Annotated in this window: 12 protein-coding genes and 1 pseudogene; 3 read left to right on the top strand and 10 right to left on the bottom strand. The window is 69.0% G+C overall.

From position 1 onward, the window contains the following. Positions 1-6 precede the first annotated feature (6 nt). Entirely contained in the window at positions 7-1,467 is a 1,461-nt protein-coding gene (locus SSKA14_RS11875) for an esterase-like activity of phytase family protein (protein ID WP_008267643.1), read from the top strand. 73 nt (positions 1,468-1,540) lie between these two features. Here the strand turns inward: SSKA14_RS11875 and SSKA14_RS11870 are convergent, their stop codons facing one another. The 10 genes and pseudogenes from SSKA14_RS11870 to SSKA14_RS11825 all read right to left on the bottom strand — a co-directional run bounded on the left by SSKA14_RS11870 (position 1,541) and on the right by SSKA14_RS11825 (position 13,239). Next, positions 1,541-1,987, bottom strand: coding sequence for a transposase (locus tag SSKA14_RS11870; RefSeq protein WP_040007570.1), 447 nt, complete (start codon positions 1,985-1,987; stop codon positions 1,541-1,543). A gap of 144 nt (positions 1,988-2,131) precedes the next feature. Continuing rightward, positions 2,132-2,890: a 2,3-dihydro-2,3-dihydroxybenzoate dehydrogenase gene (locus SSKA14_RS11865; protein ID WP_008266556.1), complete on the bottom strand. Its 759-nt coding sequence runs from the start codon at positions 2,888-2,890 to the stop codon at positions 2,132-2,134. Then, positions 2,881-6,771 (bottom strand): enterobactin synthase subunit F, encoded by a 3,891-nt coding sequence (locus tag SSKA14_RS11860; protein WP_008267102.1) that lies wholly within the window; start codon positions 6,769-6,771, stop codon positions 2,881-2,883. The genes SSKA14_RS11865 and SSKA14_RS11860 overlap by 10 nt, the downstream gene beginning before the upstream one ends. Beyond that, on the bottom strand, positions 6,768-7,025 hold the full coding sequence (locus tag SSKA14_RS11855; RefSeq protein ID WP_008266045.1) for a phosphopantetheine-binding protein: 258 nt from the start codon (positions 7,023-7,025) through the stop codon (positions 6,768-6,770). The genes SSKA14_RS11860 and SSKA14_RS11855 overlap by 4 nt, the downstream gene beginning before the upstream one ends. Beyond that, positions 7,025-7,657: an isochorismatase family protein gene (locus SSKA14_RS11850; protein ID WP_040007567.1), complete on the bottom strand. Its 633-nt coding sequence runs from the start codon at positions 7,655-7,657 to the stop codon at positions 7,025-7,027. Before SSKA14_RS11850 ends, SSKA14_RS11855 begins: the two co-directional genes overlap by 1 nt. Continuing rightward, positions 7,657-9,309, bottom strand: a complete 1,653-nt coding sequence (locus SSKA14_RS11845) for an AMP-binding protein (RefSeq protein WP_008268476.1) — start codon at positions 9,307-9,309, stop codon at positions 7,657-7,659. The genes SSKA14_RS11850 and SSKA14_RS11845 overlap by 1 nt, the downstream gene beginning before the upstream one ends. Then, positions 9,306-10,499 carry an isochorismate synthase gene (locus SSKA14_RS11840; RefSeq protein WP_008268615.1) on the bottom strand — a complete coding sequence of 398 codons (1,194 nt, stop codon included), beginning with the start codon at positions 10,497-10,499 and terminating at the stop codon, positions 9,306-9,308. Before SSKA14_RS11840 ends, SSKA14_RS11845 begins: the two co-directional genes overlap by 4 nt. Next, positions 10,496-11,691: pseudogene (locus SSKA14_RS11835) on the bottom strand (MFS transporter). Before SSKA14_RS11835 ends, SSKA14_RS11840 begins: the two are co-directional and overlap by 4 nt. Positions 11,692-11,844: 153 nt before the next feature. Next, positions 11,845-12,156: a DUF3817 domain-containing protein gene (locus SSKA14_RS11830; RefSeq protein ID WP_008267549.1), complete on the bottom strand. Its 312-nt coding sequence runs from the start codon at positions 12,154-12,156 to the stop codon at positions 11,845-11,847. 147 nt (positions 12,157-12,303) lie between these two features. Beyond that, a complete protein-coding gene (locus SSKA14_RS11825; protein ID WP_008267134.1) occupies positions 12,304-13,239 on the bottom strand; it encodes a TIGR03571 family LLM class oxidoreductase in 936 nt (311 codons plus the stop codon). A 66-nt stretch (positions 13,240-13,305) separates the two neighbouring features. On the opposite strand from SSKA14_RS11825, the gene SSKA14_RS11820 reads away from it, so the two are divergent. Continuing rightward, positions 13,306-13,755: a GNAT family N-acetyltransferase gene (locus SSKA14_RS11820; protein ID WP_008266650.1), complete on the top strand. Its 450-nt coding sequence runs from the start codon at positions 13,306-13,308 to the stop codon at positions 13,753-13,755. A 129-nt stretch (positions 13,756-13,884) separates the two neighbouring features. Then, positions 13,885-15,405, top strand: a complete 1,521-nt coding sequence (locus SSKA14_RS11815) for a thioredoxin family protein (protein WP_008265903.1) — start codon at positions 13,885-13,887, stop codon at positions 15,403-15,405. Positions 15,406-15,478: the final 73 nt, after the last annotated feature.

The following is a 15,478-nucleotide window of genomic DNA, read 5'->3' as shown; positions in this document are numbered from 1 at the left end:
CCACCGATGCTCGCGACCGCCCTGCTGCTGGCCACCCTCTCCGCCAGCGGATACTCCGCCCCACACGAGGCCAGTGGTGCGCCGCCACGCACCCTGCAGTTGGGCGGTCGTACTTACGTGGACAAAGGCCTGGTCGCCGCCGGGCGGCTGCCAGCGGACACGGTGGACTTCCTGGGCGATACGCTGGGCTCGTTCTCGTCGCTGGCGGTGCAGCCCGGCACCTGGAAGCGCACCGCCAACGGCTACGAAGGCGTGCTGTGGACCCTGCCCGACCGTGGCCGCAACGATCCCGAGGCCGGCCTGTTCTACGACTACGCTGGACGCGTGGAGCGCATGCAGCTGCGCATCGACACCACGCCGGGCAAGACCGGTGCGCTGGGCACGCTGAGCATGGTGCCGGGCAAGGGAGTGGTGCTGATGGACTTCAACGGGCACCCCTTCACCGGTGCCGACCCGGGCGACCACACCATCACCCAGCGCGACGTGGTGCTGCCCTCGCCGGCCAGCGGCGCCGGTGCGGGCAAGGTCTCGCTGGATGCGGAATCGCTGCAGTTCACCGCCGACGGTCATTTCTACATCGGCGATGAGTACACCGCCAACGTCTACTACTTCGATGCCAAGGGCCAGCTGCAGGGCGTGATCGTGGCGCCGCCCGCGATCCGGCCGCAGCGCGATGGCAAGCCGGCCTTTGGTTCTCTGGTGCCGCCGCAGACCGGTCGGCGCAACAACCAGGGGGTGGAAGGCATGGGCCTGTCGCCCGATGGCAGCCGCCTGTTCGTGGCGCTGCAGAGCGCGACGCTGCAGGACAGCGCGCTGGGCAATGCCGCAGGACGCATCAACACCCGCGTACTGGTCTATGACGTGACGGCCTCGCCGACGCCACAGCAGCCGATCGGCCATTACGTGATGGCCCTGCCCGCCTACGCGCACGACGGCAAGGGCAAGCTCGACCGCACCGCTGCGCAGAGCGAACTGCGCGTACTGGACGCCCACCGCTTCCTTCTGCTGGCCCGTGATGGCAACGGCCTGGGCAAGGACGGCAACGACCCGATCGTCTACAAGTCGGTGCTGCTGGTGGATGTGGCCGCTGCCAGCAACCTGGCCGGCAGCGCCTACGAAACCGGCACGACCTCGGTACTGGCCGACGCGGCGGACACCACGTTGAGGGCCGGCATCGTGCCCGCGCGCAGCGACGAACTGCTGAACCTGCTCGACCGCCCGCAGCTTGCACGTGCGGGGCTGGACCTGGACACGAAGCGCGGCCCGCATGCTGGCCTGCTGTCAGAGAAGTGGGAAGCCATGGACGTGCTGCCGGCACTGGACCCGCAGCACCCGAACGACGTGCTGCTGTTGATCGGCAACGACAACGACTTCATCGCCCGCCACTGCCGCATGCAGGGCGAGGCCTGTGACAGCCCCTACGACAACGACAACCGCGCACTGGTCTACCGCCTTACCCTGCCCTGAAAACAGGGGGTGCAAGCCACTGGCGGGCAACTGCCATGGGCGAAATCCTGGTAGTGCCGGCCGCTGGCCGGCATCACGCCCAGACCGACCACGCATGTGGGTACTCGCCAATCTGCCCAGCAAGACCAGCGCGCACCGGATTCCCGAGGATGTACAGAGCTTGCCGCGCCAGCGACTCCTCAGCCCTCACCGCGTGATCGAAGTAGCCAGGCTGCCAGACCGTACTTCGACGACCCGCCAGGCGATTCAGCGCAAGCGCACTCGACGACTTCATTCGACGTGCAATCTCTGGAAGGTGAGCTGCGCGCAGCTCGAACATCCAGTGGACGTGATCCGGCATGACGACCCATGCGAGTGACCGCACCAGCCCGCGCTGTTCGATGTAATGGAACTGGTCGATTACACATGCTGCTGCAGCTTCGCTTTCAAAGAGCCGGAGGCGCAGGTGTGTGGTCGTTGTCAGAACGTAGACCTGGCCGATGATGGAACGCCGGCCCAGGCGGAGGCGATGGCTGCTCATGCCACATGGTGGAGCGACTATCGAGCGTTGAACGTCAGACCATGCCTCGAAGGGGATTCGGAGATTTCCGAAGTTGAATGAGGTTGCCGGCCAGCGGCCGGCACTACCGGGGTCTATGGGTTGCCGGCCCTGCGCCGTCGGGGCTCAGCCGCGCAGGGTGGCGCCGCCGTCCACGTACAGGTCGCTCATCGCCACGTGGCCGGCCTGTTCGGACAGCAGGAACATCACCGCATGGGCGATGTCGTCGGGCGTGGCCAGCTTGCGCAGTGGAATACCCGCCTTGTAGGTCTCCGGGCTGCCGGCGATCACCCGCTCGGCGCCGTGCTCGTCCTGCCACATGCCGGTCTGCATCGGGGTCAGCGTTGAACCCGGGGCGACGATGTTGCAGCGGATGCCAAGCGGCGCCAGTTCCAACCCGAGGCAACGGGTGAACATGGTGGCGGCAGCCTTGGACGCCGCATAGGCGGCCATGCCATGCCGCGGCACCCCCGCCGCGTTCGAGCTGACAGTGACAATCGCGCCCTGCCGGCGCGGCGACATCACCCGCGCCAGTGCGCGCCCGACGTGGAATACGCCATCGGCGTTTACCGCGAATACCCGGCGCCAGTCGGCATCGGTGGTGCCAACGACCTCACCCACGTGCAGCACCCCGGCCACGCTTGCGGCCAGGCCGATCGGCCCGAGGCTGGCTTCCACCCGATCCACCAGTGCGTCCACTGCCACACTGTCGGTCACATCGAGCGAAAACGCGTGCACGCGCGCCTCCTCCACACGTGGCGCCTCGCGATCGGTAGCCACCACCGTGCAGCCGGCCTCGGCCAGCAGGCGCACCAGCGCTTCGCCGATGCCACCGGCCGCGCCGGTCACCAGGGCCACGCGGCCTTCAAAGCCGGTCAACTGCATGTTGCGATCTCCTGTTGCTCATCCCAGTGGCGCAGCCGCGCCGACAGCCACGGCGCCAGCTGCGCCACCGCGTCGCGTCCGGTCAGTTCGGCGTGCAGGAACGGCAGTTCCAGCGCCTGCACCTTGCGTGCATGTGCCCGCCACAGCGCCGACTGCAGCTGCGGGCGTGCCTGATGGTCACGACCGGCGCGCACATGCACCAGGGTGCCGTCGAACGGCCGGTGGATGTGTTCGCGGATCAATCGATTGGTACCGGTCACCGCGCGTACCACACCGTCCAGCACCACATCCGGCAGGCTGCCGAGCGCACTGCCGCCTCGCCGCAGGAATGCAAGGATGCGTTCGCGGTTGTCCAACTCCGGATGTGCCTCCGGGTCATGGCCGGCGATCGCCAGCAGGGCGCGCAGCGCGGCAATCGGATCAGGCTCCGGTTCGGCGCGCCAGCACTCGCTGGGGTAGGCATCCAGCAGTACCAGCTCACCCACCTCACGGCCGATCTCGTGCAGGCGCACCGCCATCGCCTGGGCGAGGATGCCGCCCACCGACCAGCCCAGCAGATGCACTGGACCCTGCGGCTGCAATGTCACGATGCGCCGCACGTAGTCGTTGGCCATCGCATCGATGCTGGACGGCATCGGTTCGCGTGCATCCAGCGCGGGCGACTGCAGGCCGTACACCGCACGTGCCGGCTGCAGTGCCCTGGCCAGGGCCCGGTAGTTCCATGCAATGCCACCGGCCGGGTGCAGCACGAACAGCGGTACAGGCCCGGTGGCATCGGTGGCGGCCAACGCAATGACCGGCCCCAACGCATGGTCGGCCAGTGCCGGTGGTTCAGCAATGCGCGTCGCCAAAGCGGCCACGGTTGGCTGGGCGAACAAGGCACCCAGGCCAAGATCGCAGCGCCAGCGTTGTTCGATGGCCAGCAGCAGGTGCACCGCCGACAGCGAATCGCCGCCGAGGCTGAAGAAGTCGGCATCCACCGCTACCGGTGCCTCGCAGCCCAGCGCCTGCGCGAACAAGCCGGCCAGTTCCTGCTCCAGCGGCGTGCGCGGCGCCAACCCGCCCACGTCCTGCTGCGGCGGCTTCGGCAACGCATTGCGGTCCAGCTTGCCGTTGGCGGTCACCGGCCAGTGATCGATGCCAACGAACGCCGACGGCACCATGTAGTCTGGCACCCGCGTGGCCAGATGGCTGCGCAGCGCGCTGGCGTCCGCCCGGGCGGACGCCAGGTAGGCCACCAGCCGGGCATCGCCGGGCGCGTCCTGGCGCAGCAGCACTTCCACGCGCCCCATGCCCGGCAGCTCGCGCAGCGCCGCCTCGATCTCGCCCAGCTCGATGCGCAGGCCGCGCAGCTTCACCTGGTGGTCGCTGCGGCCGAGGTACTCGACCGCACCATCGTCGCGCCAGCGCGCCACATCGCCGGTGCGATAGATGCGTTCGCCCGGCAGGAACGGATCGGCGAGGAAGCGCTCGGCGGTCAGATCATCCCGGCCCAGGTACCCACGTGCCAGCTGCACGCCACCGAGGTAGAGATCACCTGGCACGCCAACCGGCAGCGGCTGCATCTGCGCGTCCAGCACGTACATGCGGGTATTCCAGACCGGGAAGCCGATCGGCACCGCCCGTGAACGGTCCTGCGCCGACGCGGGCCAGTAGCTCACGTCCACGGCCGCTTCGGTCGGGCCATATAGGTTGTGCAGTTCAGCGTGCACGCGTGCATGGAAGCGATCCCGCAGCGAAGCATCCAGCGCCTCGCCGCTGGTGAACACGCGACGCAGCTGCAGGCCTTCTGAGGCCGGTGCGGCGAGGAAGGCATCGAGCATCGACGGCACGAAGTGCGCCGTGGTGATGTCATGCGCCAGGATCAACCGCGCCAGCTCGGTGGGATCACGGTGCGCGTCCGGGCCGGCAACCACCAGCGTGGCCCCGCACAGCAGCGGCAGGAAGAACTCCCAGACCGAGACATCGAAGGTGGCCGGGGTCTTCTGCAGCACGCGGTCGTTGGCGCGGATGCCGTAATGTTCGCGCATCCACAGCAGGCGGTTGACGATGGCGCGGTGCTCGATGACCACGCCCTTGGGCTCGCCGGTGGAACCGGAGGTGTAGATCACGTAGGCCGCATCGTCCGGTGCCGGATCGGCCCACGGCGCGGCGAAGCTCAGCGCGGTCCACTGTTCCGGTGCGAGCACCGGCACCCTGGACATCCGCGCCGACACGTCCTCCGCCGCCAGCACGCAGGCCGGCTGCGCCGAGGCCAGGATGCGCGCCAGGCGTTCGTCAGGATGGGCCAGGTCCAGCGGCAGGTACGCGGCTCCCGCACGCAACACGGCCACCAGCGCAATCACCAGTTCCAGCGAGCGTGGCAGCGCCACCGCCACCACGCTGCCTGGGCCGACGCCCAGTCCACGCAGCTGGGCGGCCAGCGCAAAGCTGCGCGCCTCCAGCGTGGCGTGGTCCAGCCCGGTATCACCGAACACCAACGCGGTCGCCTGCGGATCGCGGTCCATGCCCTGCTGCAGCAGCTCGACCAGCGTGGTCTGCGGAAGCGCATGTGCGGTGGCATTGAAGCCGTGCACCAGCTGCCGGGCTTCGTCGGCCGTGGCCAGTGGCACCGCCGCAATGTCGTCAGCGTCCAGCGCCGCCGACACGAAATGCAGCAAGCGCGTGGCATGGGCCTGCACGTCTTCGCGGCGGTACAGCGCGGGATTGGCCTCGATCTCCAGGTCCAGCAGGCGCTGGCCATCGCCACGGAAGCCCAGCGTCAGGTCGTCCACAGGCCCGGTGCACAACACCTCCAGCGTCGCCTGCACGCCGGGCAGTGCCAGCGGCGCGTAGAACGGCTGCACATTCACCAGCGGGCCGTGCAGACGCTGCTGCGCGCCCACCAGGCCCAGGTCACGGCGCAACTGCTCGCCACGATAGCGGCCGTGCTTGCGGCCCTGGCTGAGTTGCCGGCCCAGTGCCCGGGTAAACGCCTCGACACTGCCCTCGCCCGCCGCGACGCGCAGCGGCAGCACGTTCATCACCATTGCCGGCACCCGCGCCGACGCGTTGCCGAGCCGCCCCATGAAGGGCACGCCCAACACCACTTCGTCGGCCGCGCTCATCCGCCGCAGGTACTCGGCCGACAGCGCGGCCAGCACATCCGGCCAGGGTTGCAGCCAGCGCGCCGAAGCCTGCAGCAGCTGCTCCCGGAACGCAGCATCGAGGGGCTGCACCCAGCGCAGCGCATCATCGCTGGCCGGCTCGGTGCCTGCCAGGCCCACGCCCGCAGGCGCCCCGTGCAGCTGCTCGCGCCACCACTGGCCGGCCAGTTCACGGCGTGCATCTACGCGATACGCCGCATCGTCGGCCAGCACCCCGGCCAAGCCCGGCAGGGGCTCACCCGCGCGGCCGGCATACAGCGCGCAGATACGGTCGCTGAACAGTGCCATGCCATAACCATCGGCGGCCAGGTGATGCACACGCAGGTACCAGGCCCAGCGCTGCCCGCCCAGGTCGAACAGCACCTGCTGGCTGATCCGGTCGCGGGTCGGATCGACCGCGCTGAGCCGGTCAGCCTGCATCAGCGCACGCGCCTCCGACACCGGGTCGGCCTCGCCGGACAGATCGCGCACCGACAGCAGCGGCACATGCGCCGGGTCGTGCCACTGCAACGGCTGACCCTCCGCGCCTTCGGCAAAGCGCAGCGCGAAGGCCTCGGATTCAACCGCTGCCTGATTGGCCGCCGCCACGAACGCGGGCACATCCAGCAGACCGTCGATCCACACCGCATGGGCGGTATTGAACGACGGATTGTCCGGTGCAAGCCGCTGCGCAAACCATAGCCCGGCCTGCGCCTCGGTCAGTGCCAGCGGCGTGGCCAACGCGGTGGCGTTCATGCGCGCTGCGCAGCCTGCAGCGTCTGCACCACACCCCACCACTGGCGCAGCGTGGTGTGTTCGGCCAGCTGCGAGAACTCCAGCGGCAACCCGGTGTTGCCCCAGGCCAGCACCAGGCCGAGCATGCGCATCGAATCCAGGTCCAGGTCGATCAGGTTGTCGTCGTCACCGATCTCGGCCGGCGCACAGTCCAGCACCCGCGCCACATCGGCACGCATGCGTTCCAGGTCCAGCACCTCACCCGTAGCGGTCATTACAGCGCCTCCAGCAGCTGATCGGTCGTCATCGGCACACCGCTGGTACGCGCGATCCAGTGCAGCGCCTGATCGTGGTCGGCGCGCGAGAAATCCGCCACGGCATCGGCGGCGATGAAGGCTTCGATGTCGCGCTGGAACGCTTCCACCACCGTCGCCGCACAACCGATATGCGCATACACACCGGTCACCAGCAGCTGGTCGCGTCCTCGCACCCGCATCAGCGTTTCCAGGTTGCTGCGCTGAAACGCGCTGTAGCGGTGCTTCACCAGCACATGCTCGCCCGGCTGCGGTGCGACGGCTTCGATGATCGGCTCATGGTCGGCACTGCGGCGCATGCCCGGCCCCCACAGGTCGGCCTGCAGGCCGCGATCACGACGGTCCTGGTCACCGTGCTGGCCGGTGTAGAACACCGGAATGCCGTGGGCACGGCAATGCGCCAGCAGCCGCGCGATGTTGTCCACGGCCGGTCGCAGCGGCGCGTTGCCGGCATCGAACGCGGCCAGGAAGTAGCGCTGCATATCGTGTACCAGCAGCGCGATGCGATCGCGCTGCGGGTGCCACGGCCCGCGCGCCTGCGGTAGTTCCGCGGCGGTCGGCAGGGAATAGGGGGTGATGCGGGGCAGCGCCATCAGCGCGTTTCTCCTGTCTGTTGCAGATGACGCGCGCGCAGCTGCGCACGCAGTTCGCGGCGGCTGATCTTGCCGACCGCAGTGGTATCGAAACTGTCGACGAACACGACCTGGTCCGGCACCTTGAACGCAGCCAGGCCGCGCGTGCGCATCCAGGCTTTCAGTGCCGGCGCCTTGATCGGCTCACCCTGCTGGATCACGAACGCGCAGCTGCGCTCACCGAGATACGCGTCGGGAATGGAGACCACTGCCGCGTCGAACACTGCGGGGTGGGCCAGCAGGTGGTCCTCGATCTCCTCGGCGGAGATCTTTTCGCCTGCACGATTGATGTGGTCACCCGCGCGCCCCTGCACCACCAGGTAGCCCCCGGGCAGCTGCTGCACGCGGTCGCCGGTGCGGTAGAAGCCATCGTCGGTGAACGAGCGTGCATTGGCCACCGCATCGTTGTGATAGCCGCGGATCGTATACGGGCCGCGGGTCAGCAGATGGCCCACCTCGCCTTCGGCGACTGGCTGATCGCGGTCGTCGACCACGCGCACTTCGTCGTCCGCGCTGATCGGCCGCCCCTGGCAGGCGACGATCAGGTCTTCCGGATCATCCAACCGGGTGTAATTGACCAGGCCTTCGGCCATGCCGAACACCTGCTGCAACGTGCAGCCCAGGCCGTCGATCACCCGTCGCGCGGCCTCGGGCACGAGCTTGGCGCCCCCCACCTGCAGCACCTGCAGGCTGGACAGGTCGTGCGGGGTGGTCGCCGCCGCCTGCGCCCACAGCAACGCCAGCGGCGGCACCAGGCCACAGCAGGTCACCTGTTCGCGGGCGATCAGCGGGAACGCCGCGTCCGGGCCGGGGCCGGGACTGAGCACCACGCGGGCACCGGCATACAGCGCACCGAAGAACCCCGGCGAGCTCATCGGGAAGTTGTGCGCGGCCGGCAGCGCGACCAGGTACACGCTGTCGCGGTCGATGCCGCAGATCGCGTTGCTGGCGCGGAACGAATAGATGTAGTCGTCGTGCGTGCGCGGAATCAGCTTGGACAAGCCGGTGCTGCCACCGGAGATCTGCAGGAACGCCACCGACTGCGGGTCCGGGTCGGCCGGCAGCTGCGCGCGGTCGCCCTGCAGTCCGTCCAGCGCGATGAACTCCTGCGCGTCGCCGTCGATCACCACCGTGCGTATCGCCGGCACGTCGGCCTGCAACGCCCGCGCAAGCCCGCGATGATCGAAGCCGTCGTGCAGATCGGTGGTGATGTAGGCACTGGCTTCGGCCTTGTTGGCGAAGTGCGCCAGCTCGGTGATGCGATGCGCGGGCAACGCATACACCGGCACCAGGCCAGCGCGGAACAGGCCACAGACCGTTGTGATGAAACCGGCCGTATTGCCCAGCTGCACCAGCACCCGCTCGCCGGGCTGCAGGCCCCGTGCCAGCAGCCCGGCACCGATACGGCCGGCTTCGTGCCACAGCTGCGCATAGCTCAGGCGCACGTCGCCAGCGACCACGGCAATGTCATCGGCATAGCATTCCGCGCGCTCGCGCAGGAAGGCCGGGAAGGTTTCGCCACGCCAGTGACCGGCCTCGCGATAGCGCGCCACCAGATCGTCCGGCCAAACCTGCCGCAGTGGCATGCGGGAAGAAGTGTCGGGGATGTTCATGCCGCAGGCTCGATCACGGGCGCGGCGTCGTGGACGCCCAGCGCATTCAACAGGGCAGCGAATTTCGCTGCGGTCTCGGCCACTTCGGCCTCGGGCTGCGACTCGGCGACGATGCCGGCACCTGCGTACAGGCGCAGCTGCGTGCCCTGCAATCGCGCGCAGCGGATCGCCACGTACCAGTCGCCGTCGCCCTGTGCGTCCAGCCAGCCGACCGCGCCCGCATAGAAGCCACGCGGCACCTGCTCCAGCTCACGGATGCGCTGCAGTGCGGCCGCTCGTGGCGTTCCGCAGACTGCCGGGGTGGGGTGCAGCTGCGCCAACAGTTCGGCGGCCGAGGTCTGCGGGTCCTTCAGGGTGGCATGGATGCGCGTGGCGAGGTGCCACATGCTGGCGGTGGCATGCAGCGCCGGACGCGGCTGCGCATCGATGTGGCTGCAGTACGGCGCCAGGCCATCGACGATCGCGTCCACCACATGACGGTGTTCGTCATGGTCCTTGGTCGAGGCCAGCAATGCCTGCGCGGCGCGCTCGTCCTCGGCGGCATCGGCACTGCGGCGTGCCGATCCGGCCAATGGATGCGACAACAGCTGCGCGCCACGCTTGCGCAGCAGCAACTCGGGCGTTGCGCCGACCAGCCAGGCGGGCGCCTCCCCCAGTTCGACCGGAAGCGGAACCGCGTAGGTGGCCACCGAAGGATCGGCGCCCAGGCGCGCCAGCAACACCTCCGGCGACAGCGCGTTGCGGGTACGCGCCAACAGGCTGCGCGCCAGCACCACCTTGTGCAGGTCCTGTTCGGGTGCGCGCAGCGCCTGCACCGCAGCGGCAACGGCGGCTGCATAGTCCTGCGCTGCGGGCTCGGCCTGCAGTGCGCCCTGCAGCGCGGGTGCCGCCTGTGGCTGCAGCGGCAACGCCGGCAGCAGGCGCTCGGGCTGGTACAGCGCGTCATCGGCACGTGGCTCGAACGGCACCGCCCCGACCAGCAGGCCCGGTCCACCGCGCTGCTGCGCGAAGAACTCGGCAACACGCCCGGCCAAGCTGGCCAGCGCGCCATTCGGCAGCGTCGCCCGGCAGCCACGTGCGTGCACGTGCTGGCCAGCATGCTGCAGCAGGAACAGCGACGCGTCGTCGGTGTTCTCCAACAGCGCCGGCGCAGCCTCTGGCCACGCGCCCTGCATCACGGAATCGTTCATGGGGTCTCCTTCATCCGGTGCGCTGCGGCCAGCGCGCACAGCAACAGCAGCAGCGCGCCGACCAGCAGGTAAGGCAGGCTTGGCCCGCCGCGATACAACAGCGTGCCGAGCATCGGCCCGGCCACCATGCCCAGGCCCTGCGCGGCGGCCACGGTGCCGGCGGCGGCGCCCTGCTCGTGCGCCTCCACTGCATCGGCGGCCAGCGCCTGGAACGAGGGGAACACGAAACCCATGCCGAACGCCGCCAGTGCGTAGGCCGCCGGCAACTGCCAGGCGTGCTGTACGCCCGCCACGGAGGCGAAACCAATACCGGAGATCAGTGCACCGAGGGTGATCCAGCGCCGCGGGTGCACGTCCAGCTTCATCACCAACGCCTGCGCCAGGATCAGACCGACGCCGACCGCGGTGAGCGCGATGCCGGCCATGCGCGCGCCGGCTGCAGCATCCAGGCCCAATCGATCGATCGCGAAGAAGCCGACCGTGACCTGCGCAATGGTGACCGACACCATCGCGATGAACGCCGCCAACTGCGGCAGGCGCAGGCGCGGGTCGAGCCTGCGCATCGGCGCGCGGCGCTGCGCGCCGCCTCCCGCCACCGGCGGCGTGGCCGGCAGCCGCCAGGCCAGCAATGCCAGCGCCAGTAGTGGCAGCACGGCGGCCACATACAGCGCCAGCGACAGATTCGTGTAGGCCAGCCAACCCGCGGCCGCCGGACCCAGCACCATGCCCAACGCGTTGGCACTGCCGAGCCGGGCGAGGAAGCTGGCGCGCTGTCCGGCCGGGGCCTTGTCAGCAATCAGCGCGGCGGCCGTGGGCGGGACCGCCGCATAGAACAGCCCGATCAGCCGCGCGCACCCACCAGCACCAGCACCGACACCAGTACTGGCGGCACTGCCTGCAGAGCCACGTCGATGAACACCGCCAGCGCGATGTAAACCACGGTGTAGGCACTCATCGCCAGCATCAGCACGCGCTTGCGGCCAATGCGGTCGCTGAGCTGCCCCCATGGGCGCGCGGCCAGCATCCACAACACGCCCGCCGCCGTGACGGATAGTCCAGCGTGCCACTCGGACAGGCCGAGCATGCGGACCACCGGACCGATCACGGCGACGAAGGACATCATCGCCATGGTGCCGATCAGGGCAGCCAGGACCAGCGCCGGCAAGCCGGGGACGACGGGACGTGCGTGCATGGAACACCAGCCGTTACAAGAAAGGATCGCCGGGTACGCCTGTGCGCCCCGCCCGGCATCTGCCCTGTTCAGGACCGGACGCCATCCTCAAATGATAACGGCTCGTATTTGCATTTGATACCCATTCTCTTGAACGGGCATGCAACAGTGGATTCAGCGCGTTGCGCGCAGACCCAGCAGACCACGCCGCTTGAACCACCATTCCAGTGGCAACGTCACCAGCGGCGGGATGGCCGCCAGCAGCGCCAGCGCACTGGCCCACCATGGCCAGCGCAGGCGCACGGCCGCGAACAGGGTGACCGCCACGTAGACCAGGAACGCCACGCCATGCAGCGGGCCAAACAGTTTCACCAGCGCCACGTTGGCCATCGGGCCGTACTTCATCCACATGCCGATGAGCAGGCCGGCCCAGGTCACGGCCTCGATGAAGGCGACCACTGCGAACACGCGTCCGGTCGGGTGCATGGGGGAATGTTGGGTCACGCGCGGCTCCGGCATTGGAATATCAAATGCGAATGATACGCAGATGCACGCAAACCTGACACCGCTGGATAGCGCTGGTCCATGCCTGATGGGCGTGGTGGCAAAAAACCTGTCCACCAAGGTGGATACCTACCGGAGCATGTGCGGCAGAACCTGCTCGCCGATCTCGCGCAGCACTTCATCCGGCGGCCGCCCGTTGTCGACCAGGTTGAACATCACGTGCGCCACGCCCTGCGCATGCACGCGCAGCAGATAGTCGCGCAGACCGTCGCGGCCGACCTTCAGGCCCAGCGGCAGCGGCTCGGGCGGTGCCTGCGGGTCTGCCTGCAGGTCCAGCAGCATCGACTGCACGAACGGTTTGCCTGCCCCGCCGCCCTGCACGAGCGCTTGCTGCCACAAGCCGATGCGTCCTTCCTGTGCAGCCTCCTCGCGGTGATAGGTGGCCCAGCCTTCGGCCTCGCGCGCGATCCACTGCAGGCTCTGCCGCGCCGTACCCACCACCAGCATCGGAATGCGCGTGGCCGGCGCCCGCAGCACATCGAAGCCGCCGGTCGCCCGCAGCACCGCGGTCCGCTGATCGGCATCAGGTGACAGTGCCGCGCGCAGCAGCGACCAACGCTCACGGAACGTCGCCGCCCTGCCCTCCAGATCTTCGCCGAACGCGGCGAATTCTTCAGGCCGATCGCCCGAACCCAGCCCCAGCACGAAGCGTCCATCGCTGATCCGATCCAGGCTCAATGCCGACTTCGCCACCTGCAACGGTTGCCGCAGCGGCAGCACGATGGCCGCACTGCCGACCGCGATGCGCTCGGTCGCGGCAGCCAGCATGCCCAGCCATAGAAACGGGTCGTCCAATGCGCTGGCCGTGGCATCCGGCCCTTGCGGCACCATCAGCGGCACGTCGCGGGTCCACAGCGCGGCGAAGCCCAGATCGTCGGCCAGCCGCGCGATGCGCCGCGCCTCGCGTGGATCGGCCAGCCCATGCGCCGCAACGGGCGTCATCAGGCCCAGGCTCAGCCCTTGTTGCGGAAACAACGAAGCGTAGGCGGGATTGAATTCACTCATGCCGCCAGCTTAGCGTGCAGCTACCCGGCGACGATGACGCGCCACACACCACTGGAAGAACGCTGCATGCCGAAGATCCGCCCCGCCCATGTCGATGACCTGCCTGCGATCAGTGGCGTGTGCCTGGCCGCGTTCAACGAGGCAGTAGCGCCGACGCTCAGCGCAACCGGCATCGCCACCTTCGGTAGCGTCGCGGCCGCCGATGCGTTCGGCGCACGCCTGCAGGGTGACAACCACATCCTAGTGGCCGAGCAGGATGCGCGCGTGGTCGGCATGGTCGAACTGAAGGAGGGCCGGCACCTGGCGATGCTGTTCGTCGATCCCACCTGCCAGGGCCAGGGCATCGGCCATGCCTTGTTCGAAGCGGTGCTGCCGCAGGTGCGCGGGCCGATGCTGACCGTCCGCGCCTCGCTCAATGCAGTGCCGACCTACCTGCGCTATGGCTTCGTGCTGGATGGCGAGGTTGGCGAGTTCAATGGGTTGGTGTATCAGAAGATGGTGCGGGCAGCGGCCTGAAGGCATCCTCCTGGCATTGACCGGCAATGCCCGACGGGCGTCATGCCCTGCAGCGCGCCCGTCATAAGCAAACTGAATCAGCACGTTCCCCGGCCGTTCCTACAATGGCCTGTCACCCTGCCCTTCGAGATGCTGCCGATGCGCGTCGCGCTTTCCGTGTTGCTGCTGGCTTCGGCGCTGAGCGCCTGCACGCCAGCCCCGGTGCCCACCGCCAACTCCGCCGAAGCCTCTGCACCGGCCACAGCCATCGCCTGGCGCCAGGGCGACGTCGACGATGCGTTCGCCGAGGCCGCCGACAGCGGCAAGCCGGTGCTGCTGTACTGGGGCGCGGTCTGGTGCCCGCCCTGCAACCAGCTCAAGGCCGGCCTGTTCAAGGACCCGGCCTTCATCGCGCTGACCGGCAAGTTCGTGCCGGTCTACCTGGATGGCGACGAGGAAGGGGCACAGGCGTGGGGCGAGCGCTTCGGCGTGCGCGGCTACCCGACCCTGATCGTGCTCGACCCGCAGCGCAACGAAATCACCCGCGTGGCCGGTGGCAACGACGCGGCCGAACTGACCCGCGCACTGACCGTGGCAGCCGGCCGCCGCAGCGCGGTCGCTGCCACACTGGCCACCGCGCTGGCGACGCCGGACAGACTGGCCGCCGAGGACTGGCAGGTGCTGGGCGACTACGGCTGGGAAGTGGATGCCAACCGCCTGGCCGGCGAACGCAGGAGCGAGGACGTGCTTCGGCAGCTGTCCAAGGCAGCGCCGGAGACCGCCCTGCAGCGTCGTTTCGCGCTGCTGGCGCTGGCCACCGCAGAGAAACCGAGCGCCTCGCCCACCGAAGTACGTGAGCTGCTGCAGGCGGTACTGGCACAACCGGCCGAGGTACGCCGCAACCGCGAACTGCTGGGCTATGCCGGCGCCACGCTGGTCAAGCAGGCCAGTGCCGGCCCGGCCACCCGCAATACGCTGGGCCAGCAGCTGCTGGTCGCGCTGGAGCGCGCCGACGCAGAACGCGGCGACCGCGCCGACGACGCGCTGTCGCGGGCCCTGACAGAGGTGTCGCTGGCCCGCCAGCAGCAACCGAAGGGCGCGCTGCCGGCGGCGCTGGTGGCGCGGGTCAAGCAACGCGTGGCTGCGGCCGATGCTGCCGCCACCGATGCCCATGCGCGCCAGGCGACGATCAGCAGCGCGGTGTACGCCCTGCGCGAGGTGGGTGACGACGCAGCTGCGGAAGCGCTGTTGCTGGCGGAACTGAAGCGCAGCGAGCAACCGTACTACTACATGCCCGAGCTGGCCGAACTGGCCGAGCAGCGCGGCGACACCGCCGGTGCGCTGGAGTGGCTGAAGCGTGCCTACGACGGTGCGCAGGGCCCGGCCACCCGCGTGCAATGGGGCGTGCTGTACGTAGAAGGGTTGCTGAAGCTGGCGCCGGACGATGCACCGCGCATCGAGCAGGCCACCACCTCGCTGATCGCCGAACTGGACGCACAGCCGTCCGGCTACCACCAGCGCACGCGCCAGCGTTTCGAGCGCCTGGCCGGGCAGCTGAAGGCGTGGAGTGGCAAGCACCAGGGCGCAGAGACGCTGGCGCGGTTGCAGCAGCGGATGCAGCAGGCGTGTGGCGAGCAGGTCGACAGCGCTTGCAGGGACTGGCTGAGCTGAGTTGATGAAACCGCTGGCGGCTGGCTCGCCTTCCGGCGCTTCTGTTGATATCGGTTGTGGCGGGGGGAGGACT

Source organism: Stenotrophomonas sp. SKA14 (genome assembly GCF_000158575.1).
Taxonomy (GTDB): Bacteria; Pseudomonadota; Gammaproteobacteria; order Xanthomonadales; family Xanthomonadaceae; genus Stenotrophomonas; species Stenotrophomonas forensis.
Note: the sequence above shows the minus strand (reverse complement) of the source record. Positions and strands in the feature narration are given on the sequence as shown.

Excerpts from the sequence above, each read along its gene's own strand:
- SSKA14_RS11875 (WP_008267643.1), top strand. The coding sequence starts at position 7 with ATGCTCGCGACCGCCCTGCTGCTGGCCACCCTCTCCGCCAGCGGATAC.
- SSKA14_RS11870 (WP_040007570.1), bottom strand. The coding sequence starts at position 1,987 with ATGAGCAGCCATCGCCTCCGCCTGGGCCGGCGTTCCATCATCGGCCAG.
- SSKA14_RS11865 (WP_008266556.1), bottom strand. The coding sequence starts at position 2,890 with ATGCAGTTGACCGGCTTTGAAGGCCGCGTGGCCCTGGTGACCGGCGCG.
- SSKA14_RS11860 (WP_008267102.1), bottom strand. The coding sequence starts at position 6,771 with ATGAACGCCACCGCGTTGGCCACGCCGCTGGCACTGACCGAGGCGCAG.
- SSKA14_RS11855 (WP_008266045.1), bottom strand. The coding sequence starts at position 7,025 with ATGACCGCTACGGGTGAGGTGCTGGACCTGGAACGCATGCGTGCCGAT.
- SSKA14_RS11850 (WP_040007567.1), bottom strand. The coding sequence starts at position 7,657 with ATGGCGCTGCCCCGCATCACCCCCTATTCCCTGCCGACCGCCGCGGAA.
- SSKA14_RS11845 (WP_008268476.1), bottom strand. The coding sequence starts at position 9,309 with ATGAACATCCCCGACACTTCTTCCCGCATGCCACTGCGGCAGGTTTGG.
- SSKA14_RS11840 (WP_008268615.1), bottom strand. The coding sequence starts at position 10,499 with ATGAACGATTCCGTGATGCAGGGCGCGTGGCCAGAGGCTGCGCCGGCG.
- SSKA14_RS11830 (WP_008267549.1), bottom strand. The coding sequence starts at position 12,156 with ATGCACCCGACCGGACGCGTGTTCGCAGTGGTCGCCTTCATCGAGGCC.
- SSKA14_RS11825 (WP_008267134.1), bottom strand. The coding sequence starts at position 13,239 with ATGAGTGAATTCAATCCCGCCTACGCTTCGTTGTTTCCGCAACAAGGG.
- SSKA14_RS11820 (WP_008266650.1), top strand. The coding sequence starts at position 13,306 with ATGCCGAAGATCCGCCCCGCCCATGTCGATGACCTGCCTGCGATCAGT.
- SSKA14_RS11815 (WP_008265903.1), top strand. The coding sequence starts at position 13,885 with ATGCTGCCGATGCGCGTCGCGCTTTCCGTGTTGCTGCTGGCTTCGGCG.